23 protein-coding genes and 1 tRNA gene are annotated in these 23034 nt (G+C 67.2%); 18 read left to right on the top strand and 6 right to left on the bottom strand.

Annotation, left to right across the window (positions count from 1 at the left end; all coding sequences use genetic code 11):
• Positions 1-8 precede the first annotated feature (8 nt).
• The 15 genes from OCUBac02_RS05845 to OCUBac02_RS05775 all read left to right on the top strand — a co-directional run bounded on the left by OCUBac02_RS05845 (position 9) and on the right by OCUBac02_RS05775 (position 15387).
• Positions 9-1886, top strand: coding sequence for an ABC transporter ATP-binding protein (locus OCUBac02_RS05845; protein WP_465247761.1), 1878 nt, complete (start codon positions 9-11; stop codon positions 1884-1886).
• On the top strand, positions 1883-3838 hold the full coding sequence (locus OCUBac02_RS05840) for an ABC transporter substrate-binding protein (protein ID WP_173044116.1): 1956 nt from the start codon (positions 1883-1885) through the stop codon (positions 3836-3838). Before OCUBac02_RS05845 ends, OCUBac02_RS05840 begins: the two co-directional genes overlap by 4 nt.
• A gap of 6 nt (positions 3839-3844) precedes the next feature.
• Positions 3845-4843, top strand: a complete 999-nt coding sequence (locus tag OCUBac02_RS05835; RefSeq protein WP_173049372.1) for an ABC transporter permease — start codon at positions 3845-3847, stop codon at positions 4841-4843.
• Entirely contained in the window at positions 4840-6027 is a 1188-nt protein-coding gene (locus OCUBac02_RS05830; RefSeq protein ID WP_244639115.1) for an ABC transporter permease, read from the top strand. The genes OCUBac02_RS05835 and OCUBac02_RS05830 overlap by 4 nt, the downstream gene beginning before the upstream one ends.
• 37 nt (positions 6028-6064) lie before the next feature.
• Positions 6065-7204 (top strand): glycosyltransferase family 4 protein, encoded by a 1140-nt coding sequence (locus tag OCUBac02_RS05825; RefSeq protein WP_244639114.1) that lies wholly within the window; start codon positions 6065-6067, stop codon positions 7202-7204.
• The gene (locus OCUBac02_RS05820) at positions 7201-7998 is read left to right on the top strand and encodes a polysaccharide deacetylase family protein (RefSeq protein ID WP_173044114.1); all 798 of its coding nucleotides are present in this window, start codon (positions 7201-7203) and stop codon (positions 7996-7998) included. Before OCUBac02_RS05825 ends, OCUBac02_RS05820 begins: the two co-directional genes overlap by 4 nt.
• Before the next feature lie 148 nt (positions 7999-8146).
• Positions 8147-9427, top strand: coding sequence for a glycosyltransferase family protein (locus tag OCUBac02_RS05815; RefSeq protein WP_173044112.1), 1281 nt, complete (start codon positions 8147-8149; stop codon positions 9425-9427).
• Between the two features lie 72 nt (positions 9428-9499).
• Positions 9500-9688 (top strand): twin transmembrane helix small protein, encoded by a 189-nt coding sequence (locus tag OCUBac02_RS05810; RefSeq protein ID WP_047578113.1) that lies wholly within the window; start codon positions 9500-9502, stop codon positions 9686-9688.
• A gap of 153 nt (positions 9689-9841) precedes the next feature.
• Positions 9842-10438 carry an acyloxyacyl hydrolase gene (locus tag OCUBac02_RS05805; RefSeq protein WP_173044110.1) on the top strand — a complete coding sequence of 199 codons (597 nt, stop codon included), beginning with the start codon at positions 9842-9844 and terminating at the stop codon, positions 10436-10438.
• Between the two features lie 58 nt (positions 10439-10496).
• Entirely contained in the window at positions 10497-11078 is a 582-nt protein-coding gene (locus OCUBac02_RS05800) for a cob(I)yrinic acid a,c-diamide adenosyltransferase (RefSeq protein ID WP_173044108.1), read from the top strand.
• 9 nt (positions 11079-11087) lie between these two features.
• Entirely contained in the window at positions 11088-11786 is a 699-nt protein-coding gene (locus OCUBac02_RS05795) for a rhomboid family intramembrane serine protease (protein ID WP_173044106.1), read from the top strand.
• Positions 11787-11950: 164 nt separating this feature from the next.
• Positions 11951-12697: an electron transfer flavoprotein subunit beta/FixA family protein gene (locus OCUBac02_RS05790; protein ID WP_173044104.1), complete on the top strand. Its 747-nt coding sequence runs from the start codon at positions 11951-11953 to the stop codon at positions 12695-12697.
• Positions 12697-13641: an electron transfer flavoprotein subunit alpha/FixB family protein gene (locus OCUBac02_RS05785; RefSeq protein ID WP_173044102.1), complete on the top strand. Its 945-nt coding sequence runs from the start codon at positions 12697-12699 to the stop codon at positions 13639-13641. Before OCUBac02_RS05790 ends, OCUBac02_RS05785 begins: the two co-directional genes overlap by 1 nt.
• An 82-nt stretch (positions 13642-13723) precedes the next feature.
• The gene (locus OCUBac02_RS05780) at positions 13724-14608 is read left to right on the top strand and encodes a 3-hydroxybutyryl-CoA dehydrogenase (RefSeq protein ID WP_047580462.1); all 885 of its coding nucleotides are present in this window, start codon (positions 13724-13726) and stop codon (positions 14606-14608) included.
• A 221-nt stretch (positions 14609-14829) separates the two neighbouring features.
• Complete coding sequence (locus tag OCUBac02_RS05775; protein ID WP_173044100.1) at positions 14830-15387, top strand: HNH endonuclease; 558 nt, start codon at positions 14830-14832, stop codon at positions 15385-15387.
• 3 nt (positions 15388-15390) lie between these two features.
• On the opposite strand, the gene OCUBac02_RS05770 is transcribed toward OCUBac02_RS05775, so the two are convergent.
• Together OCUBac02_RS05770 and OCUBac02_RS05765 are read right to left on the bottom strand one after the other, a co-directional pair.
• Complete coding sequence (locus OCUBac02_RS05770; RefSeq protein ID WP_173044098.1) at positions 15391-15918, bottom strand: disulfide bond formation protein B; 528 nt, start codon at positions 15916-15918, stop codon at positions 15391-15393.
• Between the two features lie 7 nt (positions 15919-15925).
• Positions 15926-16537 carry a YqaA family protein gene (locus tag OCUBac02_RS05765; protein WP_173044096.1) on the bottom strand — a complete coding sequence of 204 codons (612 nt, stop codon included), beginning with the start codon at positions 16535-16537 and terminating at the stop codon, positions 15926-15928.
• A 197-nt stretch (positions 16538-16734) separates the two neighbouring features.
• Here OCUBac02_RS05765 and OCUBac02_RS05760 point away from each other — a divergent pair.
• Positions 16735-16819: transfer RNA gene (locus OCUBac02_RS05760), tRNA-Leu, on the top strand.
• 170 nt (positions 16820-16989) lie between these two features.
• Here OCUBac02_RS05760 and OCUBac02_RS05755 read toward each other — a convergent pair.
• From OCUBac02_RS05755 to OCUBac02_RS05745, 3 genes are all read right to left on the bottom strand, one after another.
• A complete protein-coding gene (locus OCUBac02_RS05755) occupies positions 16990-17493 on the bottom strand; it encodes a hypothetical protein (protein ID WP_173044094.1) in 504 nt (167 codons plus the stop codon).
• Positions 17494-17521: 28 nt separating this feature from the next.
• Positions 17522-18301: an SDR family NAD(P)-dependent oxidoreductase gene (locus OCUBac02_RS05750; protein ID WP_173044092.1), complete on the bottom strand. Its 780-nt coding sequence runs from the start codon at positions 18299-18301 to the stop codon at positions 17522-17524.
• Positions 18302-18409: 108 nt separating this feature from the next.
• Positions 18410-19237 (bottom strand): alpha/beta fold hydrolase, encoded by an 828-nt coding sequence (locus OCUBac02_RS05745; RefSeq protein ID WP_173044090.1) that lies wholly within the window; start codon positions 19235-19237, stop codon positions 18410-18412.
• Positions 19238-19379: 142 nt separating this feature from the next.
• Between OCUBac02_RS05745 and OCUBac02_RS05740 the strand changes: the two genes are divergently transcribed.
• On the top strand, positions 19380-20369 hold the full coding sequence (locus OCUBac02_RS05740) for a GlxA family transcriptional regulator (RefSeq protein ID WP_173044088.1): 990 nt from the start codon (positions 19380-19382) through the stop codon (positions 20367-20369).
• A 226-nt stretch (positions 20370-20595) separates the two neighbouring features.
• Positions 20596-22008, top strand: a complete 1413-nt coding sequence (locus OCUBac02_RS05735) for a M20 family metallopeptidase (protein WP_047576907.1) — start codon at positions 20596-20598, stop codon at positions 22006-22008.
• A gap of 148 nt (positions 22009-22156) precedes the next feature.
• Here OCUBac02_RS05735 and OCUBac02_RS05730 read toward each other — a convergent pair whose 3' ends face one another.
• Positions 22157-23032 carry an alpha/beta hydrolase gene (locus OCUBac02_RS05730; protein WP_244639113.1) on the bottom strand — a complete coding sequence of 292 codons (876 nt, stop codon included), beginning with the start codon at positions 23030-23032 and terminating at the stop codon, positions 22157-22159.
• Positions 23033-23034 lie beyond the last annotated feature (2 nt).

Here is a 23034-nt window from a genome sequence, read left to right as displayed (position 1 = left end):
ACGAGAGCATGGATATCCTGCGCATCAGCGACCTGCATATCGGCTTCACGATCCACGGCCTTGCCCGTGACGTCGTGAAGGGCGTGAGCCTGCGCGTCCCAGCCGGCAAGACCGTCGCGCTGGTCGGCGAATCCGGCTCCGGCAAGTCGGTGATCTCACAAGCCATCATGGGCCTTCTGCCGCGCGCCGGCGGCATCACAGGCGGCGAGATCCTGTTCCGCGACCCGCTCGCGCCCGAGACCGTCGTCGACATCGCGACGCTTCCCGCGGAAGGCGAAGGCATCCGCGCGCTGCGCGGCGGGCGCATCGGCATGATCTTCCAGGAACCGATGTCCTCGCTCTCGCCGGTCCACACGATCGGCAACCAGATCGAGGAGGCGCTGCTCCTGCACCGGCCGATGCCGAAGCGCGAAGCACGAGAATTGATCGAGGCGATGCTGAAGCGCGTCGGCTTCAAGGACCCGAAGCGCGCCTTCGATCTCTACTCCTTCGAGCTTTCCGGCGGCCTGCGCCAGCGCGCCATGCTCGCCATGGCGCTGATCTGCCAGCCGGCCCTCCTGATCGCCGACGAGCCGACGACCGCGCTCGACGTCACCATCCAGGCCCAGGTGCTAGACCTGATGCGCGATCTCCAGGCGGAGATGGGTATGGCGATCCTGCTGATCACCCATGATCTCGGCGTCGTCGCCAACATGGCCGACGAGGTCGTGGTGATCTTTCACGGCGAGATCATGGAGCGCGGCCCGGTCGAGGATATCTTCCGCCGACCGCGCCACCCCTATCTCAAGGCCCTGCTCGACGCCTCCCCGCATTTCGACATGCAGGATGGCGAGCGGCTGGTCGCGCTCCGGGAGGCGCGCCCGCGCCCGGCCGTCGCCGCGCCGCCGCCGAAGCCCCCGGCGGATGCTGCCCCGCTGCTCAGCGTGCACGGCCTGCACAAGACCTATGTCACCGGCTCGCGCAGCTTCTTCGGCAAGGGCAGCCAGACCAGCGTCAAGGCCGTGGACAATGTCAGCTTCGACATCCGGCGCGGCGAATGCCTCGGTCTCGTCGGCGAAAGCGGCTGCGGCAAGACCACCGTCAGCAAGATCGTGATGCGCGCCGTCACGCCCGATTCCGGCGAGATCGTCTTCGACGATGGGCGCGAGCGGGTCGACGTGCTCGGCCTCGACGGCGAGGACCTCCGCAGGTTTCGCCCGCGCGTCCAGATGATCTTCCAGGATCCGGTCTCGTCACTCTCGCCGCGCATGACCGTGATGAACATCCTGCGCGAGCCGCTGGTGATCCACGAACGCGGCGATCCGGCCGAGCAGGACGAGCGCGTGCGCGCGCTGATGCAGGATGTCGGGCTCGATATCCGCTTCCTCAACCGCTATCCGCATTCCTTCTCGGGCGGCCAGCGCCAGCGCATCGGCATCGCCCGCGCACTCGCGCTCGATCCCGAGCTGATCATCTGCGACGAACCGGTCTCGGCGCTCGACGTCTCCGTGCAGGCGCAGATCCTCAACCTGCTCAAGGACCTGCAGGCCGAGCGGGGCCTGACCTTCCTGTTCATCTCGCACAACCTCGCCGTGGTGAACTACATGGCGGACCGCATCGCGGTGATGGCCAACGGCCGGATCGTCGAGCTGGCGCCGCGCCACGCGCTCTTCACCCGCCCGGCCCATCCCTACACCCGCGCGCTGCTGCGCTCGGTGCCCTTCGCCGATCTCGACCGCAAGCTCGATTTCAAGCTGGCAGCGCCCGGCGGCGCCTCCGACGACAGCGATTGGGACAGGGCCTTCAAGGTCGGGCCCGACGAAGGCGCACTGGCGCATCTGCCGCTCGGCGACGGTCACTATGTGCTGGCACGGCCCAATGCCGATATCCGGGAGCTGGTGCCATGACGCAGCGCCGCCACGACCCGACCCGCCGCACCACGCTGCTGCTCGGCTCCGCCGCCGTCGCGAGCCTCGGCCTCCCGCGCCTCGCGCAGGCCGCACCGTTCTCCGGCACCGCGATCGACAGCCCGTTCTTCAAGGACCGGGTCGCGGACGGCTCCCTGCCCCCGGCAGCGGCGCGCCTTCCGGCCAATCCGCGCATCATCGATCTGGCCGCGCTCGGCCGCGAGCCCGGCCGCCATGGCGGCAATATCCGCATGCTGATGGGCGACCAGCGCGACATCCGCATGATGACGCTCTACGGCTACACCCGCCTGATGGTCTATGACGACAATCTCGACCTTGTGCCCGACGTGCTGGAGAGCTGCGACGTCGAGGACGGCCGCATCTTCACGCTCAGGCTGCGCCAGGGCCATCGCTGGTCGGACGGTTCCCCCTTCACCACCGAGGATTTCCGCTACTGGTGGGAGGATATCGCCAACAACAAGCGGCTTTCGCCCGGCGGGCCTCCGCAGGCACTGCTCTCAGCAGGCGAACCGCCTGTCTTCGAAATCCTGAGCGAGACGGAAGTCCGCTATGGCTGGAAGGCGCCGAACCCGGTCTTCCTGCCGGCACTGGCCGGCGCGCAGCCGACCTATATCTTCATGCCGTCACGCTACCTCAAGCAGTTCCACGAGAAACACGCCCCCAAGCGCGAGCTCGCCCAGCGCGTCAAGGAGCATCGCGTGCGCGACTGGGGCGCGCTGCACGAGCGGCTGTCGCGGATGTACCGGCCGGAGAACCCGAAGCTGCCGACGCTGGAGCCCTGGCGCAACACCACGCCCCTGCCGGCCGAGCAGTTCGTCTTCGAGCGCAACCCTTACTTCCACCGCATCGACGGCAACGGCCGCCAGCTCCCTTATGTCGACGAGGTGACGATGACGATCGGCACCAGCGCGCTCGTCCCGGCCAAGACCGCGGCCGGCGAGGCCGATCTCCAGGCCCGCTACATCCGCTTCGACAACTACACCTTCCTGAAGGAAGCCGCGAAGCGGATGAATTTCGACGTCAGGCTGTGGAAGCGGGCGGAGGGCGCCTATTTCGCCCTGCTCCCCAATCTGAACGCCATCGATCCGGTCTGGCGCGACCTCAACCGCGACGTCCGCTACCGCCGGGCGATCTCGGTCGCGATCAACCGCAAGGACGTCAACAAGGTCATCTTCTTCGGGCTGGCGCGTGAGAGCGGCAACACCGCCCTGCCCGAAAGCCCGCTTTACGACGCGAAGCTCGCCGCGCTCTGGACCCAGCACGATCCGGCGCTGGCGAACCGCCTGCTCGACGAGATCGGCCTGACGAAGCGGGACGATGACGGCATCCGCCTTCTGCCGGACGGTCGCCGGCTGGAATTCACCATCGAAACCGCCGGCGAGAACACCGAGGAGACCGACATCCTCGACCTGCTGAAGCAGGACTTCTTCGATGTCGGCATCAAGATCTACCCGCGCTCGACCCAGCGCGATGTCTTCCGCCGCCGCATTCTCGCCGGCCAGACCGTGATGTCGGCCTGGGCCGGCATGGACAACGCGCTGGTCACCTCCGACATGGAGCCCGATGCGCTGGCGCCGACCTCCTCGGCCCAGTTCCAGTGGCCGCGCTGGGGCCAGTTCATCGAGAGCAGCGGCCGCGAGGGTGAGCGACCGGCGATGGCGGAGGTCAACGAGCTCGTGCGGCTCTACGAGGAGTGGCGCATGAGCTCGACCCGCGACCAGCGCCGCGCCATCTGGCACAAGATGCTGGCGATCAATGCCGAGCAGCTCTTCACCATCGGCGTGATCAACAGCACCCTGCAGCCGATCGTCGTCTCGAACGACCTGCGCAACGTGCCCGAGAAGGGCCTCTACAGCTTCGAACCCGGCGCCTTCATCGGCCGCTACATGCCCGACACCTTCTGGTTCGACAGGCCGGAAACGAAGGCCTGACCCGTGCTGCTCCGCTACATCCTCAAGCGCATCCTGATCATGATCCCGACGCTGATCGTCACCAGCGCGCTGATCTTCACCGTGATCAACCTGCCCGAAGGCGATTACTTCGAGACGCTCGCCGCCGAGATGCAGGCCCAGGGCGAGAAGGCGGACATGAGCCGCATCGAGTTCCTGAAGAAGGAATACGGCTTCGACAGGCCGCCGGTGGAGCGCTACGTCCGCTGGGTCGCGGGCCTGCTCCAGGGCGACATGGGCTACTCCTTCGAATATCAGCGCCCGGTGCGCGAGATCGTCGGCGATCGCCTGCTGCTGACCATGATGGTTTCCTTCGCGACCATCATCTTCACCTGGATCGTCGCGTTCCCGATCGGCATCTACTCGGCCACGCACCAATATAGCTGGGGCGATTACGGGCTGACCTTCCTCGGCCTCGTCGGGCTCGCCGTGCCGCATTTCCTGCTGGCGCTGGTCTTCATGTATTTCGCCAATATCTGGTTCGGCACCTCGATCGGCGGGCTCGTCGACCCCGCCTATCTCAACCAGCCGATGAGCTGGGACAAGCTCAAATCGGTGCTGGAGCATCTCTGGATTCCCGTCATCATCATCGGCGCCGGCGGCACCGCCGGCATGATCCGGGCGCTGCGCGCCAACCTCCTCGACGAGCTGCAGAAGCAGTACTACGTCACCGCCCGCGCCAAGGGGCTGCCGCCCGGCAAGGCGCTGCGGAAATACCCCCTGCGCATGTCGCTCAATTTCTTCATCTCGGATATCGGCGACATCCTGCCTTCGATCGTCTCGGGCGCCGAGGTCGTCGCCATCGTGCTCTCGCTGCAGACCACGGGCCCTCTGCTGATCCGCGCCCTGCAGAGCCAGGACATGTATCTCGCCGGCTCCTTCCTGATGTTTCTGTCCTTCCTCACCGTGATCGGCGTGCTGATCTCGGATATCGCGCTCGCCATCCTGGATCCGCGCATCCGCCTTCAGGGAGCCGCGACCAAGTGAAGGCGACGACGCTCAATCATCTCCCGCCGGACGGCGCAGCCCTGCCGCACGAGGTGTCGACGGCCCCGTTCGAGCCCTATGCCACCGAGGCGATGACCCCGGAGCAGGAGCGGGTCTACCTCGCCTCGCAATGGCAATTGATGTGGTGGAAGTTCCGCAAGCACAAGCTCGCGGTCATCTCCGCCTTCGTGATCGTCGCGATCTACGCGATGGCGGCCTTTGCCGAATTCCTCGCGCCTTTTCACTATACGACGCGCAACACCGATTTCATCAGGGCACCCAGCCAGGGCGTCCATCTCTTCCACGAAGGCAGCTTCATCGGCCCCTTCGTCTATCCCTACACGATGCGCCTCAACATGGAGAACCTGAAGCGCGAGTACGAGGCGGACACCTCTCGCCCGCAGAAGCTGCGCTTCTTCTGCAAGGGCGACGACTATAATTTCTGGGGCCTGATCCCCGGCAACACGCATCTCGTCTGCGCGCCCGAAGGCGGCACCTTCTTCCTGCTCGGCTCCGACCGGCTCGGCCGCGACATGCTCTCGCGCATCCTCTATGGCGGGCGCATCTCGCTCTCGATCGGCCTGCTCGGCGTCTCCGTCTCCTTCGTGCTCGGCGTCATCATCGGCGGCATCGCCGGCTATTACGGCGGCCGCGTCGACCTCTTCATCCAGCGCATCATCGAGATCGTGCAGTCGCTGCCGCATATCCCGCTCTGGCTGGCGCTGGCCTCGATCCTGCCGCCGACCTGGAGCCCGCTGCTGGTCTATTTCGGCATCACCGTGATCCTCGGCCTGATGGACTGGACCGGGCTCGCCCGATCAGTGCGCTCGAAGCTGCTTTCGCTGCGCGAGGAGGACTACGTCGTCGCCGCCCAGCTCATGGGCGCGAAGCCGCGCCGCATCATCGCGCTGCATCTCGTGCCGGGCTTCATGAGCCATCTCATCGCCTCGGCCACCATCACCATTCCCAAGACCATCCTGGGCGAGACGGCGCTGTCCTTCCTCGGCCTGGGCTTGCGGCCGCCGATCACGAGCTGGGGCGTGATGCTCAACGAGGCCCAGAACATCAACGTGGTGGCGCTCTATCCCTGGCTGCTCTATCCGGTCGTGCCCGTGATCGTGATCATCCTCGCCTTCAACTTCCTCGGCGACGGCCTGCGCGACGCGGCCGATCCCTATCGCTGACGTGAGACGCACACCGTCGCCACTCCCGAAGACCAACTTGCGCATCGCCTTCCACACACCGCTCAACCCGCTCGGGGACGATGGCGTCTCCGGCGACCGCCGCATGGCGCGCCAGCTCATGGCCGCGCTCGAAAGCCTCGGCCATGCCGTCGAGCCGGTCGCGGCGCCGAAGACCTATTTTCGCGAGCCCGACCCCGCCCGTTTCGCCAGCGTCGCCGCCGAGGCCGACCGCCTGCGCGACGCCCTGCTCGCCGGCTACCGGGACGACAAGCCGCGGCCCGATCTCTGGTTCACCTATCACAACTACTACCGCTCGCCCGACTTCCTCGGACCCGGGATCGCAGCGGCGCTCGGCATTGCCTATGTGACGGCCGAATCGAGCGATTCCCCCCGGCGTGCGGCGGGCGAATGGGCCGCACACAGCGCCGTCGCACGGCAGGCGCTGGCGGACGGCGACGTCCATTTCCACTTCACCGAACGCGACCGGCAGGGGCTCGAACCCTGGCGGAACGCCGGCACGGCCCTGCTTCCACTGCCGCCCTTCGTCGCGCCCGGCAGCGAGCCGGCCCTGACCGCCGCCCCGGCGGGCACGCCGCGCCTGATCACTGTCGCCATGATGCGCCAAGGCGCCAAGCTGCAAAGCTATCTCGCGCTTGCCCGCATTCTCGACCGATGCCGGACCGAGGACTGGACGCTGAGCATCATCGGCGACGGCCCGTGCCATGCCGAGATCGCCGCCACCTTCGCAAGCCTGCCCGAAGGCCGGGTCAACTGGTGCGGCCGGCTCGACCGCGACGCGATCCTGTCCGAGCTTCCCCGGCATGATATCTTCCTCTGGCCCGGCATCGGCGAAGCCTATGGACTGGTCTATCTCGAGGCCCAGGCGGCAGGCCTGCCGGTCGTCGCCTTCGACAGCGGCGGCGTCGCCGAGACGGTGCGCGCCGGCGAAACCGCCCTGCTCGTCCCCGAACATGATGAAGTCGCACTGGCCGCAGCGCTGACCGGCCTGCTGCGCGACAGGAAGCGGCGCGAGAGCATGGGCGCGGCCGCCCGCCGCTTCATCCTCGCCGAGCGCTCGCCGGCGCGCGCAGCCGAAAGGCTGGCGGAAGGCCTCGCCCTTGCCCTACGCAACCGGGGCGCCAAGCTGCAATCGCCATCCGGGAAAGCGACGCCATGAAGGCCCCACACTGGCAGCCACTCGCGCTCGAACTCGATCAATGGAGCGCGGCCGGCCGCAAGATCGACCTCTGGCTGCGCGACGATGACGCCGTGGCGCCGAGCCCCGCCCTCGATCGTCTGTCGGAGCTGGCCGAGCGCCTTGCCGCGCCCATCCTGCTCGCCGTCATCCCCCTGCTGGCCGAGCCCGCGCTCGCAGCAGCACTGCGCGACATGCCGCTGTTGCGCCCCTGCCAGCACGGCGCCACCCATCGGAACCATGCGCCCGCCGGCAGCAAGAAATCCGAGTTCGGGGCCGAGCGCGAGGCAGCCGATGTCGATGCCGAGATCGCGCAGGGCCGGCGGCGCCTGCACGATCTTCTCGGCGACGCCCTCCTGCCGATCTTCGTGCCGCCCTGGAACCGCATCGCCCAAAGCCATGCGGCGCGGCTCGGCGAACTCGGCTTCGCCGGCCTCTCCTGCTTCCGCGGCTATCGTCTCGGCCCGGACGGCGGCCCGCGCCTGCTCAACACCCATGTCGACGTGATGGACTGGCGGGGCGGACGCGTCGGACGCCCTGTCACCGACATTCTCGCTGAACTCGTCGTCCTGCTCGCGCAGCAGCGACAGGACGAAGCCGGCGACATCGAACTGGGGCTGCTCCTCCACCATCGCGACCACGACGACACCGCCTGGTCCGCGCTCTCCGATATCCTGGGCGCAGCCACCGCTCATCCAGCAATCCGCTCGATCGATCCCGGACAGCTCGTGGTGCCACCCGGCGCCATATCGAACGGCGTTTCCGGCCTCCGATGACATCATCGGGAAGCCGGGATCATCATCCTGGACGGTGCTTCAACAGGCTTGGATCGTCACCTGCGACCAGTTATAATCGTTCCATCGTTTTCAACTGCGTTCGTCCTCGCCAAGAGGTCGTCTGGCCTTTTCGGGGGGCGACGTTACGATGCCTTCAAACGTCGTCGATCTCGCCGGCGCCGAGCGCGCGCCGCGTAGCCCCCATGCTCCGCGCGTCCTGATCTACAGCCACGACACCTTCGGCCTCGGCCATATCCGCCGCTGCCGCGCCATCGCCAATGCGCTGATCGCGAGCTTCCCGCATATCTCGGTGATCATCGTCTCCGGCTCGTCGGTGATCTCGAGCTTCCAGTTCGGCGACGGCGTCGATTACGTCCGCATTCCCGGCGTCGAGAAGCAGAGCGACGGCAGCTACGAGCCGCATCATCTCAATCTCGACCTCGACGACATCATCCGGCTGCGGACCGACATCATCAAGCAGACCGTGCTCTCCTTCGATCCCGACGTGGTCATCGTCGACAAGGAGCCCGTCGGCCTGCGCGGCGAATTGAAGCCCTCGCTCGACATCCTGCGCCGGCGCGGCGCCCGCATCGTGCTCGGCCTGCGCGACGTGCTCGACGAGCCCGCCGCCGTGCTGGAGGAATGGAGCCGCAACGGCGCGCTTGACGCGCTCGACACGGTCTATGACGACATCTTCGTCTACGGTCTCGACAACGTCTATCAGCCCCTGACCGGCCTGCCGAACCAGCATCGCTTCGCCGACAAGCTCCGCTACATGGGCTATCTCAAGCGCGCGGTGCCGAGCCCGATGCCGCCGAACCGCTATCCGCGCATCACCAAGCAGCCCTTCATCCTGGTTACGCCCGGCGGCGGCGGCGACGGCGCCGGCGTGATCGACTGGGTGATCTCCGCCTATGAGGCCGACCCGACGATCGAACTGCCGGCGCTCATCGTCTTCGGCCCCTTCATGTCGCGCGAGAAGCGCAAGGAATTCGCCGAGCGCATCGCCCGCAATCCCAAGCTCGAGGGACTCGGCTTCGAGCCGCGCCTGGAGCTGCTGATGAACCGGGCCCACTGCGTCGTCGCCATGGGCGGCTACAACACCTTCTGCGAGATCCTGTCCTTCGACAAGCCGGCGCTGATCGTGCCGCGGGTCCGGCCGCGCCTGGAGCAGGCGATCCGTGCCGGCCGCGCCGACGAGCTCAAGCTGGTCGATGTCCTCTACGATCCCTCCCAGACCGGCGAGGGCGAGCGCGATCCGCGCGTGATGGCCGCCGCGCTCCACGCCCTGCCGCGCCGGCCGCCTCCGTCCCAGGCCTATGTGCCGGACCTGCTCGACGGCCTCCCCGCGATCTGCCGCGCGCTTGCAGACGACCTCTCGATGCCCGTCCGCGGCCGTGCCCTCGCGCAGACGGCTGCGACGAGCTGACCCACTTCCCAACCGGCGCCGGCCCTATCTGGGCGCTGGCCAAGTCCCTCGCACCGTCCTAAGCCTGTCGCCATGACGTTTTCGAATACGCTCGTGTCCGTCGCGGTCGGCGCCGTCGCCGTCGTCCTGCTGCTCGGGCTGATCAACATGCTGCGCGGCGGCAGCGCCAACACCTCGCAGCGCCTGATGCGCCTGCGTGTGATCCTGCAGTTCGTCGCCATCGTCCTGATCGTCATCGTGCTGTGGTGGCGGAACGGCTGAGCCTGCGACATTGCGCGCAAGCTTTTGAAATCAAAGAGACACGCAACATTCCCGCTTGTGGACGGAAGCCCGGATTGCCGGGTTCTGCCACATTCCGGACACGAGTATGTGTGCTTCACTAACGCCTGCTCACACGCTTATTGCCGAAGGCTCATGGTTCGCGTCGCGTTGCTATCCCTTGCCGTTTGCCTGACCGCCTCCGCCGCTCCGGCGCAGACCCGGTCCCTCTCCGGCAGCGTCTCCAGCTACGCCCCCGCCACCGAAGCGCCGGCTCCCGCCTGGGAAGCGCGGGTCGGCGCCGGCCTCGCCAATCCCGGCGGCCGGGAGAGCGGCCTGCCCAACCTGAGCGCCGACCTGCTGTCGCCGCGCCTGGTTCCGCTGAGCGACCGGATCGCGGCGGCCTTCATCCCGCGTTTCAACATCGGCGCCAGCCTCAATCTCAACGGCACGCGCTATGCCTACGCTGGCGCGACCTGGACCTTCGACGTGACCCGCGACGTCTTCGTCGAGGCGAGCCTCGGCGCCGCGTTGAACGACGGCAAGACCGGGCTGGTCGTCCCCGAGAATCGCCTCGCCGTCGGCTGCAACACCGGCACGCGCGAGGCCGCCGCCCTCGGCTTCCGGCTCTCGGATCGCTGGAGTCTCGTAACAACGCTCGAGCATTTCAGCACCGCCGGCTGCTCAGACAAGCCGGGCGCCGGCAGCCGCGGCCCGGCCAATATCGGCGCGCGGCTCGGCTACACGTTCTAACCTGGCGGCCCGCCGCAAACGCGCTTCCGTCCGGCCGCCGCCGCGCTATAAGCATGGCATGGTCAAGCTCAACCGCATCTACACGCGCACCGGCGACAACGGCACGACCGGCCTGACGAGCGGCCCGCGCCGCCCGAAATTCGATCTGCGCGTCGCCGCCTACGGCACGGTCGACGAGACCAATGCCTGTATCGGCCTCGCCCGCCTGCATGCTGCCGCGGAAGATGCCCTGGTCGACGCCATGCTCAGCCGGATCAGCAACGATCTCTTCGATCTCGGCGCCGATCTCTCGACGCCCGAGACCGACAAGCCCCTCGCCTTCGAGCCCTTGCGCATCGTCCAGGCGCAGGTCGACCGGATCGAGAGCGAGATCGACCTGCTCAATGCCGAGCTCGCTCCCCTGCGTTCCTTCGTCCTGCCGGGCGGCACGCCGGCCGCGACCCATCTCCACCTTGCGCGCACCGTCAGCCGCCGGGCCGAACGCCTGATGACGGAACTCGCCGCGACCGAGGGCGAGATGGTTGCCGCGCCCGCGCTGAAATACATCAACCGCCTCTCGGACTTCCTGTTCGTCGCCTCCCGCCATCTCAACGCCAAGGCAGCCGGTGACGTGCTCTGGGTGCCCGGCCAGAACCGCTGAGCAAGCGCCATGTTCGTCCCCCTGCATGACGGCGTCCCGCTGCGCTTCATGCGAACGCCCTACATCACCTATGGGCTGATCGGCGCCAGTCTCGCCCTGCAGATCGTGCTGCAGCTCTCGCCCGGGCAGGACGCGGAGCTGGCGATCATGGCCGGCTTCGGCATGATTCCCTCGGTGCTGTTCGGCACGGCGCAACTGCCCGAAGGTCTCGCCCACCTACCTGCCTGGGCGACGCTGTTCAGCAACATCCTGCTGCATGCCAACATCGCCCATCTCGTCGGAAATATGCTGTTCCTCTGGGTCTTCGGCGACAATGTCGAGGACGCGATGGGCCATGCCCGCTTCCTCGCCTTCTTCTTCCTGTGCGGGCTCGGCGGCTCGCTGTTCCACGCCGGCCTATATCCGGATTCGCAGCAGCCGCTGATCGGTGCCTCGGGCGCCATCTCCGGCGTCATCGCCTCCTATCTGATGATCTATCCGCGGGTCCGGATCTGGGGCCTCGCCTTCAACTGGATACCGATCCATATCCCGGCGCTCTATGCGCTCGGCGGCTGGATCCTGCTGCAGGCCGCTTCCGCCCTGTTCGGCGCCGACGGCAATGTCGGCTGGTGGGCGCATCTCGGCGGGCTGGCGACGGGTGCCGCGCTGACCCCGCTCTTCGTGCACCGCAGCATCGCCCTGTTCGGGCGCAAGGTCGCCCATGGCTGAAGCCGCGCTGTTTTGCCCCCGAGCCGTGCCCGGACGAACGTTGACAAGCGCAAACGGGCGTCGTTACGGTCCCAACGCATTCCAGCCGAGGGCCGCGATGCCGCTGTCCTGCCGTCAGGTACGGTGCGGCGCGAGGCTCATCTCTTCTGAACGGTGATCTGGCAATGAAGATCTTGGTGCCCGTCAAGCGGGTGGTTGATTATAACGTGAAGATCCGCGTGAAGGCGGACGGTTCGGGCGTCGAGCTCGCCAATGTGAAGATGTCGATGAATCCCTTCGACGAGATCGCCGTCGAAGAAGCGCTGCGCCTGAAGGAAGCCGGCAAGGCGACCGAGGTGGTCGTGGTCTCGATCGGCCCGGCGCAGGCCGCCGAGACGATCCGCACGGGCCTCGCCATGGGCGCCGATCGCGGCATCCTCGTGAAAGTCGACGGGATCGTCGAGCCGCTCGCCGTCGCCAAGCTGCTGAAGAAGGTCGTCGAGCAGGAGGCACCCGACCTCGTCATCCTCGGCAAGCAGGCGATCGACGACGATTGCAACCAGACCGGCCAGATGCTGGCCGCTCTCCTCGGCTGGGGCCAGGGCACCTTCGCCTCGAAGGTCGAGCTTGGCGCCGACAGCGTCGACGTCACCCGCGAGGTCGATGGCGGCCTGCAGACGGTCTCGCTCAAGCTCCCGGCGATCGTCACGACGGACCTGCGCCTCAACGAGCCGCGCTATGCCTCGCTGCCGAACATCATGAAGGCGAAGAAGAAGCCGCTCGACGAGACCTCGGCCGATGCGCTTGGCGTCGATGTCGCGCCCCGCCTGAAAGTTCTGAAGACGGTGGAGCCGGCCGGCCGCTCCGCCGGCGTCAAGGTGGCCAATGCCGCCGAACTCGTCTCCAAGCTCAAGACCGCCGGGGTGATCTGATGACCACGCTGCTGATCGCCGAACACGACAACGCCTCGATCAAGGACGCCACAGCCAAGGCGCTGACCGCCGCCGCCCAACTCGGCGGTCCCGTCCACATCCTCGTCGCCGGCGAGGGCGCCAAGGGCGCGGCCGATGCCGCCGCCAAGCTCGCCGGCGTCGAGAAGGTGCTGCTCGCCGATGACGCGGCCTATGGCCATGCGCTGGCCGAGCCGCTTGCCGCGCTGATCGTCAAGCTCGCGGGCAATTACGACGCCATCGTCGCGCCCTCGACCACGACCGGCAAGAACGTGCTCCCGCGCGTCGCCGCCCTCCTCGACGTGATGCAGGTTTCCGATGTCAGCGGCATCGTCTCGCCCGACACCTTCGAGCGCCCGGTCTATGCCGGCAATGCCATCCAGACCGTGCAATCGACCGACGCCAAGAAGCTCCTGACCATCCGCACCGCCTCCTTCGCGGCGGCGGGCGAAGGCGGCTCGGCCGCGGTCGAGAGCGTCTCGGCCGCCGAGAACCCCGGCGTCGCCTCCTTTAAAGGCGAGGAGGTCGCGAAGTCCGACCGTCCGGAGCTGGCCTCGGCCAAGATCATCATCTCGGGCGGCCGCGCGCTCGCCTCGGCCGAGAATTTCGGCAAGGTAATCGAGCCCGTCGCCGACAAGCTCGGCGCCGCGATGGGCGCCTCGCGCGCCGCGGTCGATGCGGGCTACGCCCCGAACGACTGGCAGGTCGGCCAGACCGGCAAGGTCGTCGCGCCCGAGCTCTACATCGCGGTCGGCATCTCCGGCGCGATCCAGCATCTCGCCGGCATGAAGGATTCGAAGGTCATCGTCGCCATCAACAAGGACGAGGAAGCCCCGATCTTCCAGATCGCCGATTACGGCCTCGTCGGCGATCTCTTCACCATCCTGCCCGAGCTCGACGCCGAACTCGCCAAAGCCGGCAAGTAAGGCCGGCGCCACCCTTCCGGGCCGCCCCAGGGCGGCCCGCTCCGCTCCTGCGGGAGCCTGAACGTTCATCCGGGATCAAACCATGTCGGACCACGCGATCAAGACGATCGGCATTATCGGGGCAGGCCAGATGGGCAACGGCATCGCGCATGTCGCGGCCGCCGCCGGCTTCGACATCCGGCTGCACGACATCGCCGAGGAGCGGATCAAGGCCGCGCTCGCCACGATCGACGGCAACATGGCCCGCCAGGTCTCGAAGGGCGCGCTTGCCGAGGAGGAGCGCCGCGCCGCGATCGCCCGCATCCAGCCCGCCGTCGGCCTGGCCGATCTCGGCGATTGCGACCTCGTGATCGAGGCCGCGACCGAGAACGAGGAGGTCAAGCGCAAGATCTTCACGGCCGTCTGCCCGCATCTGCGTCCGGACGCGATCCTCGCCTCCAACACGTCCTCGATCTCGATCACGCGCCTTGCCGCCGCGACCGACCGCCCCGAGCATTTCATCGGCATCCATTTCATGAACCCGGTCCCGCTGATGCAGCTCGTCGAGCTGATCCGCGGCATCGCCACCGATGACGGCACCTTCGAGCGCGCCAAGCACCTCGTCGACAGCCTGCACAAGACCGTCTCGGTTTCCGAGGATTTCCCGGCCTTCATCGTCAACCGCATCCTGCTGCCGATGATCAACGAGGCCGTCTACACGCTCTACGAGGGCGTCGGCTCGGTCGAGGCGATCGACACCGCCATGCGGCTCGGTGCCAATCATCCGATGGGTCCGCTCCAGCTCGCCGATTTCATCGGCCTCGACACCTGCCTTTCGGTGATGCAGGTGCTCCACGACGGCCTGGCTGATTCGAAATACCGCCCCTGCCCGCTGCTGGTGAAATATGTCGAGGCCGGCTGGCTCGGCCGCAAGACCAAGCGCGGCTTCTACGACTATCGCGGCGAGAAGCCCGTCCCGACCCGCTGACGAACCGGGCCGGGCACGGCGGCTCCGAAATCCGGCCCGAAACCACCACAATCGACCATTTTGCCGCCGCGGATGAGGACGCCCCTCGCCCGCGCGCAGATGCTTGCCGCAACTGCAACAAGCTCCTTCACATTCCTGTCGTCTCGCGCTTACATTGATCCCCGAGCGGGATTCGTCCCGCTCGACGAAGCGGAGGTGCGACGGGTTTGACGGCGCATGTGATGCATCCGATGGCATCGCCGGACGGTTGTCCGGCTCTGGTACTGAACGCCGATTTCCGGCCGCTCAGCTACTATCCGTTGTCGCTGTGGAGCTGGCAGGACGCGATCAAGGCGGTCTTCATGGACCGCGTCAACATCGTCTCCGAATACGACACGGTGGTCCGCAGCCCGAGCTTCGACATGCGGCTGCCCTCGGTGGTCTCGCTCAAGAGCTATATCAAGCCCTCGCGCACCCCCGCCTTTACCCGCTTCAACGTCTTCCTGCGTGACCGCTTCGCCTGCCAATACTGCAACACGCGCGAGGAATTGACCTTCGACCATGTCATTCCCCGCTCCAAGGGCGGCCTGACCACCTGGGAGAACGTCGTCGCCGCCTGCTCGCCCTGCAACCTGCGCAAGGGCGACAAGATGCCGGCCGCAGTCGAGATGTTTCCGGCCCAGAAGCCCTATGCGCCGACGGTCAACGATCTCCACCGCAACGGCAAGCTCTTCCCGCCGAACTATCTGCACGAGAGCTGGCTGGACTATCTCTACTGGGATTCGGAGCTGGAGCCGTAAGGCTTACGTCGCCGCCTTTCCACGCAGCAGACCGAGCACGGCGAGCAGGAAGAGCCCGGCCGATGCCAAAGCGTTCCAGCCGGCCAGCGACAGCCCGAGGAAGCGCCAGGCCGCTTCCGAGCAGGCGACGATCCGCGTCGTCTGCAACTGCTTCATGAAATCCTGCATGCCGGCTGCGGCCGGGGCCGCCCCGCCGCAATCGTTCGGCCCGAGGAACCAGCCCCATTCGACGCCGGCATGATAGACGCCGAGCCCGGTGCTCCAGGCCATCAAGCCGGCGAGGCCGAGCAGAACCAGCCATTGCAAGCGTGGCGAGCGCGCCAGCGTCAGCCCGACCAGTGCGAGCCCGATCGCAGCATAATGCGGCGCGCGCTGCTCGAGGCAGAGTTTGCAGGGGCGCAGGTGCAGGACCAGTTCGAAGAACCAGGCTCCCGCGATCAAGGCCAGGCTGACAACGCCGATGAGGGCGGTCAATTGCCGCGCGCTGGGCAGGCGGCGCAAAGCGGGGGCGGCGGCGGCGGAAGCTGTCATGACGGGCTCAGCAGGAGAAAAGCTGGCCCGACCCTGCGACGAGCTTGAGGCCGAAATAAAGCAGGATCAGCAAGGCGGCGCCCACCACGGCGATCACTTTCAGGCGACGTTCGATGAAATGGCGGATCGTGTCGCCATAGCGCCGGAGCAGGAAGGCGAGCGCGAAGAAGCGCGCCCCGCGCGCCAGCACGCAGGAGATGACGAAGAAGGCCAGGCCGATATGGACGGCGCCGGCCAGGATCGTCACCACCTTGATCGGCGGCAGATGGGCGAGGCCCGAGGTCGTCAGCAGGATCAGCGTCGTATCCGGCCCGGCACAGGCCTTGAGCGTCTCGAAAGCGTCGAGCTTGCCGTAGAAAGCGAGGACCGGCTTCGCCAGCGCCTCGAAGGCATAATAGCCGAGCGCATAGCCCGCGATGCCGCCGAGCACGGAGAACAGCGTCGCGACGAAAGCCAGCCGATAGGCCCGCCGCGGCCGGGCCAGCGCCATCGGCACGAACAGGACGTCGGCCGGGATCAGGAAGAAGGAGCTTTCGACGAAGGCGACCACCGCCAGCCAGATTTCCGCCCGCGGCCGGGCGGCGAGCGACATCGTCCATTCGTAGAGGCGCTTGAGCATGGCGCGCTCTAGAGCACGAGCGAAGGGGTGAGGCAACGGCCTCCACGCTTCCCAGAAGCGTGTTTTTGCATTCCGTCAACGCCATGCGGTGCCGTCGGCGGGACACCATGCCGATCACCCGCATAAACCTGCCGGAATGGCGGCGCCGGCGATTGACCGACCTCCATCGATCGCTATAGTCCGCCCGCCTGCAAAGGGCCCCTGTGGCGGAATTGGTAGACGCGCTCGACTCAAAATCGAGTTCCGCAAGGAGTGCTGGTTCGATCCCGGCCAGGGGCACCATTTTTCCCATCTCAGGCCAGTTCGCTTCGCTCGCCGCTCCGATGGGGCGGCCTGACCGGCCGGCGGGCGCCCTCACGAATCCTTCGGATTCAATCTTGTCCGGTGGAGCGCGCCAGGGCCTTTCTCTGCATGCCGGTTGCTGGGGACAGGTTCCCAGCCGCTCGTTTCCGTCAGGGCAAGCTATTCAGACGGCCGAGGCGCGCTTTGAGAACTGCACCGGCACCGATGACGAGGACCACGAGCAGCAGCACGATCTGGGAGATCGCAAAGGGGAGTTCGCTCTGTGTCGGAGCCAGCGGCTGCAGCGCGGGGACCTTCCGGAAGGACTGCACGATCAGGACGAAGAGATTGAGGTAGAGCGCCAGCGTCGCCGCGACAGCATAGGCGATGCCGGCGGCCGTATGATGCGCCCGGAACGGCCAGGTCGCGGCCGTGACGGCGAGCGCCAGCATCGAGATCAAGCCGAAGAGGAAGGCCGGCGTCACGCCGCTGAACGGGAACAGGAAGCCGGTCACGCTGGTCAGCGCCGTCGTGATCAGGAAGGCGGCCTGCCAGCCGCGGAGCCAGCGGCCGGCGGCAAGGGCGGGCATGGCCACGAGGCCCGTGGCGATGCCGATCAGGCTGACCGCGACATGGACGGTCAGCAGGGTTTCGATGGAAAGTCCGGGGATCATGGCGGTGGTCCTTGGTCTGGCCGCTGATTCAGGCGCCGTAGCGCGGGGCGGGCTTGCGAAGGGAAAGGTTCGGGCGCAGCGCGCCGCGGGCGGCGATGAAACGCTCGAAATCGGCGGTGTCGGGCAGGGACGGGATGGTGATCCGTTCGCCGAGATCGAGCCCGGCGAGCGCCGCATCGACCATGTCGTCGACCGACATCACCATCTCGGCCGGGATCTGGGCGAGGCGCTCCTCCTCCCAGATCGCGGTGCGGGTGATGCCCGGCAGCACGGCCTGGACATGCACGCCCTTCGGTCCGAGCTCGGTCTGCAGCGCCTCGCTGAAGGCGAGCACGTAAGCCTTCGTCGCCGGGTAGACGGCGGTGAACGCCTCCGGCATCAGCGCCGTCACCGAGGTGATGTTGACGATGGTGCCGGCACCGCGGGCAGCAAGGCGCGGGGCGATCGCGGCGGCAAGCCGCGTCACGGCGGAGACGTTCAGCGCGATCATGCTGTCGATATGCGCGGGGTCGGCGGTCTGGATCGGGCCCTCGCCGGCGATGCCGGCATTGTTGACGAGCCCGGTGATCGCGGCGTCCTCGCGCAGCCTCTTCTCGACACGGGCGAGATCGCCGGCCTTGCCGAGATCGGCGGCGAGCACCTCGACGGCGACGCCGGTTTCCTGACGCAGGCGCCCGGCCAGCGCCTCGAGCTTGTCGGCGCTGCGGGCGACGAGGACGAGATCATGGCCGCGCCGGGCGAGGCGGTCGGCATAGACGGCGCCGATGCCGTTCGAGGCGCCGGTCACGAGGAAGGTCTGCTTGGTCATCTGGATTCTCCGGGTTGTGAGGGGGCGAGCGGACGGCTTGAACGCCGTCCGGCGCTGGGTTCGCGATGAGTGAGGGGGGGTGGCCGGATCAGTCCGGCCGGCGGGCGGTCAGCCCTTGATGAAGGCCAGCAGGTCGGTGTTGAAGCGGTCCTGATGGGTCTGGGTCAGGCCGTGATCGGCGCCCTCGTAGACCTTGAGGACGGCGTGCTTGACGATCTTCACCGTCGAGAGCGCCGCGGCGCCGATCGGCACGATCTGGTCGTCGTCGCCGTGCAGCACTAGCGTCGGCTTGTCGAAGCGCTTCAGGTCGGCGTTGAAGTCGCTCTCCGAGAAGGCACGGATCGAGTCGAGCTGACCCTTGAGCCCGCCCATCATGCCCTGCTGCCAGAAGCTCTGGCGGATACCCTCGGAGATCACGGCGCCCGGCCGGTTGTAGCCGTAGAACGGGATCGTCAGGTCGAGGAAGAACTGCGAACGGTTGTCGTATGTGCCCTTGCGGATGCCGTCGAAGACGTCGATCGGCAGGCCGCCGGGATTGGCCTCGGTCTTGAGCATCAGCGGCGGCACCGCGCCGATCAGGCCGATCTTGGCGACGCGGCCCGTGCCGTGGCGACCGATATAGCGGGTGACTTCGCCGCCGCCGGTGGAATGGCCGACCAGGACCGCGTCCTTCAGGTCGAGCTGCTCGATCAGCTCGGCGAGGTCGTCGGCATACCGGTCCATGGTGTTGTTGGCCCAGACCTGGTCGGAGCGGCCATGGCTGCGCCGGTCATGGGCGATGGTGCGGAAGCCCTGATTGGCGAAGAAGACCATCTGCGCATCCCAGGCATCCGCCGTCAGCGGCCAGCCATGGGAGAAGATGATCGGCTGCCCGTCCTTCGGGCCCCAGTCCTTGTAGAAGATGCGGGTGCCGTCCTTGGTGGTGATTGTGGTCATTGTCGTCATCCTTTCAATGCCTTGAGGATACCTGCCGGGACGTCCGCGCCCCGTGGTTGAAGGATTACGCCGCGTGAGGAATGATCGGGATTGGCGGAACCGACATTCACCGGGCCAAAACCGACAAACGTGGAGACGAGCCATGGTCGCAGCCACCCCAGCGCCGCCGAAGGCCGAGATCGGACTCGTGCTCTATCCGGGCTGCCAGACCGCGATGGTCCATGGCATGACCGACCTTCTCGACATCGCCGGGCATTTCTCCGGCAAGCGCGGCGGGCCGGGACTGCGCGTCAGCCATTGGCGGCCGGGTGAGGACGGCTGCCTCGTCCGGGTCTTCGACAGTCATCCGCAGCTCGACCGGCCGATGGAGCCCGCCGTGCTGGTCGTGCCCGGCCGGCTCGCCGGCCCGATGGAGATGGAGGAGGCGACGCCCTATGCGCGCTGGCTGCTCGATCGGCACGCCCAGGGCACGACGCTCGCGGCCAATTGCGGCGGAGTCTTCGCGCTGGCGGCGACAGGCCTGCTGTCGGGGCGCCCGGCGACGACGCACTGGCTCTTCGCCGATGCCTTCCGCGAACGCTTTCCCGATGTCCGGCTCGACACCGACAAGATGGTGATCGAGGACGGCGACATCGTCACCGCCGGCGGGTTGATGGCCTGGACCGATCTCGGCCTTCGGCTCGTCGATCGGCTTCTGGGTTCAACCGTGATGGCCGAGACGGGCAGCTTCATGCTGATCGATTCCGCCGGGCGCGAGCAGCGGCACTATTCGCGCTTCTCCCCGCGCCTGACCCATGGCGACGAGGCGATCCTGAAGGTGCAGCACTGGCTGCAGGCGCGCGAGGCCAAGGCGATCAGCGTCGGCGAGATGGCGAAGGTCGTGGCGATGGAGGAGCGCACCTTCCAGCGCCGCTTCAAGGCCGCGACCGGCCTGAAGCCGATCGAATATGCCCAGCACCTGCGCGTCGGCAAGGCGCGCGAGCTGCTGGAGTTCACCCGGCGCTCGATCGAGCAGATCTCCTGGGCGGTCGGCTACGAGGATGTCGCCGCCTTCCGCAAGCTCTTCCATCGCCTTGTCGGGCTTTCGCCGGGCGACTATCGCCATCGCTTCGTCGCGGTCGCCGCCGGGTGAGCCCCGCTTCCGAAAGACCGGTTGACGGCGGAGACGCTGAAGCGAAGACGGCTCCGGAATATGTGTCGGCCTGCAACAATCGCCGATTCTTCGACGCAAAATTCAGCCGTTCTGCCGCTGTCGTTGTAGTAGCCTCTCGCCGCCGGGGCTGCTCACGCCGTGCCATTGCGGAGGATGGCAGCCCTCGGCGGCATCTATTGGCGCGAATGCATCGCGGGAGAAGGCTGTGCAGAACACCGACAAGATTTGGACGATCGTCGATTCGAAGCAGGCGGACTATATCGAGCTGAGCGACCGCGTCTTTGAAATGCCCGAGCTGAACTACCGGGAGGTCAAGTCGGCAGCGGCCCATGCCGAGCAGCTGCGGCGCGAGGGATTTCGCGTCGCCACCGGCATCGCCGGCCTGCCGACCGCCGTCATGGGCGAAGCGGGAGAAGACGGCCCGGTGATCGCCATCCTCGGCGAGTACGATGCGCTGCCGGAGCTGTCGCAGGCTCCCGGCCTGTCCGAGCACCAGCCTTTGCCGAACCAGCCGGCCGGTCACGGCTGCGGCCATAATCTTCTCGGCGCCGGCGCGATGCTGGCGGCCGCGGCGGTCAAGGATTTCCTGGCGGAGCGAGGGCTTAAGGGCCGCGTCCGCTACTATGGCTGCCCGGCAGAGGAAGGCGGGGCCGGCAAGGCCTTCATGGTCAAGGAAGGCGCCTTCGCGGACGTCGACATCGCGATTTCCTGGCACCCGGCCGATTTCGCGGCGGTGACGGCCGCCATGTCGCTGGCGAACACGACGATCGACTTCGAGTTCACCGGCCGCGCCAGCCATGCCGCGGCTGCGCCGCATCTCGGCCGCTCGGCCCTCGATGCCGCCGAGCTGATGAATGTCGGCGTCAACTACATGCGTGAGCACATGCCGTCCGATGCCCGCATCCATTATGCCTATCTGGATGCCGGCGGCATCGCGCCGAATGTCGTGCAGGCGAAGGCCAGGCTGCGCTACGTGGTGCGCGCGACGATGGTCTCCCAGGTTCACGAGCTGCTCGCCCGTGTCCGCAACATCGCCGAAGGCGCGGCGCTAATGACCGAGACGACGGTTACGAGCGAAGTCGTCAGCGCGATGAGCAACCTGCTGGCTAACACGCCCCTGGAAGATGCGATGCAGCGCAATTTCGACCGGCTCGGCCCGCCGCCTTTCGATGCGGACGACGTCGCCTTCGCCCGGCGCATGCAGAAGACGGTGACGCCGGCGCATATCGAAAGCGCCTTCCGCCGCTCGGGATTGCCGGCAACGGATTTCCCCCTGTGCAACGCGATCGCGCCCAAGGAGGTGCCGGGTCCGCGGATGATGGGATCCACCGATGTCGGCGATGTCTCCTGGGCCGTTCCGACCGTCCAGGCGCGCGGCGCGACCTATACGATCGGCACGCCCGGGCATTCCTGGCAATTGACCGCTCACGGGCAGTCTCCGCTGGCCCACAAGGGCATGGTCCACGTCGCGAAGGTCATGGCGGGCGTCGCCGTGGACGCGCTCGTCGAACCAGGGCTCCTGGAACAGGCCAAGGCCGATTTCCGGCAACGCCTGGCCCAGACGCCCTACAAGCCGCTCCTGCCGGATGATGCCAAGCCGCCTTTCCACATGTTCTGACCGATCGAGATCGATGCCCCGGCCGACGACCGGCCGGGCCATGCAGTGCTGAGCCGCGGCACCATCGATCGCAGGGGCGCTCCCGTCCGCTTCCCGGCAACCTGACGATGTGGGCCCAAGGCGCCGGTCGATATCTGGAGCAATGACGTCAGGTTTCTTTCAGGAACGCTACGACATCGTCGAGGACGGGTGCCTGCCATTGCAGAAGCCTGGAGAGCGCCGTCGCCGTGCCGGCATGGCCGAGTCCCGGATAGATCTTGAGAGCGACCGATCGGGCGCCGGCCCTTTTGAGCGCCGCCGCCAGGCGCTCGCTGTTGCGAGGGAGGACCGTCGTGTCGTCGGAGCCCGTCGCCAGAAAGATCGGCGGCGTGTCCCGGCGCACGAAATTGATCGGTTGCGTTCCGGCCAGGTCGCGCGCAGTTCCGAACGCCGCCTTCGTCACATCGATGTCGAACGGCAGGAAATCGTAGGGGCCGGAGAGGCCGATGGTCGACCGAATGTCGCCAGTGCGCATCCCCACGGCGGCAAGATAGCGCTGGTCCAGCGTCAGCATCATGGCGTTGTATGCACCCGCCGAATGCCCCATCAGGTGGAGGTCTCGCGGCGCGCCGCCGAAGCGGGCGACAGTGTCCCGCACGAAGCGCAGCGCCAGCGCGCCGTCCTCGATGAAGACCGGGAAACGGACCTCCGGCACCAGGCGATAATCCGCGATCACCGTGACGAAGCCGCGTGCGGCAAGCGCATCCCCGACAAAGGAATAGGTTTCCTTGGCGCCGTTCGCCCATGAGCCGCCATAGACGAAGAAGACCACCGGCTTCGGCACGTCGGGGGCGCCGGGAGGAACATAGATATCCATGCGCTGACGGGGATGCGGGCCATAGGCAACGTCGCGCGCGCCCTGGGTCAGGCCGCCCGGTCGCAGGGCCGCGCAGGCGGGCAATGCGAGCCCGGCGAGCAGCGGCAGGATCGTGCGTCGAGCAATCCGGAGCGTCATGGTCACCTGTGGCGAGAACCGTATCGCCACCT

This window comes from Bosea sp. ANAM02, from assembly GCF_011764485.1.
In the GTDB taxonomy this organism is placed as follows: domain Bacteria; phylum Pseudomonadota; class Alphaproteobacteria; order Rhizobiales; family Beijerinckiaceae; genus Allobosea.
The sequence above is the reverse complement of the archived record's forward strand: the minus strand, read 5'-3'. Positions and strand labels throughout refer to the sequence as shown.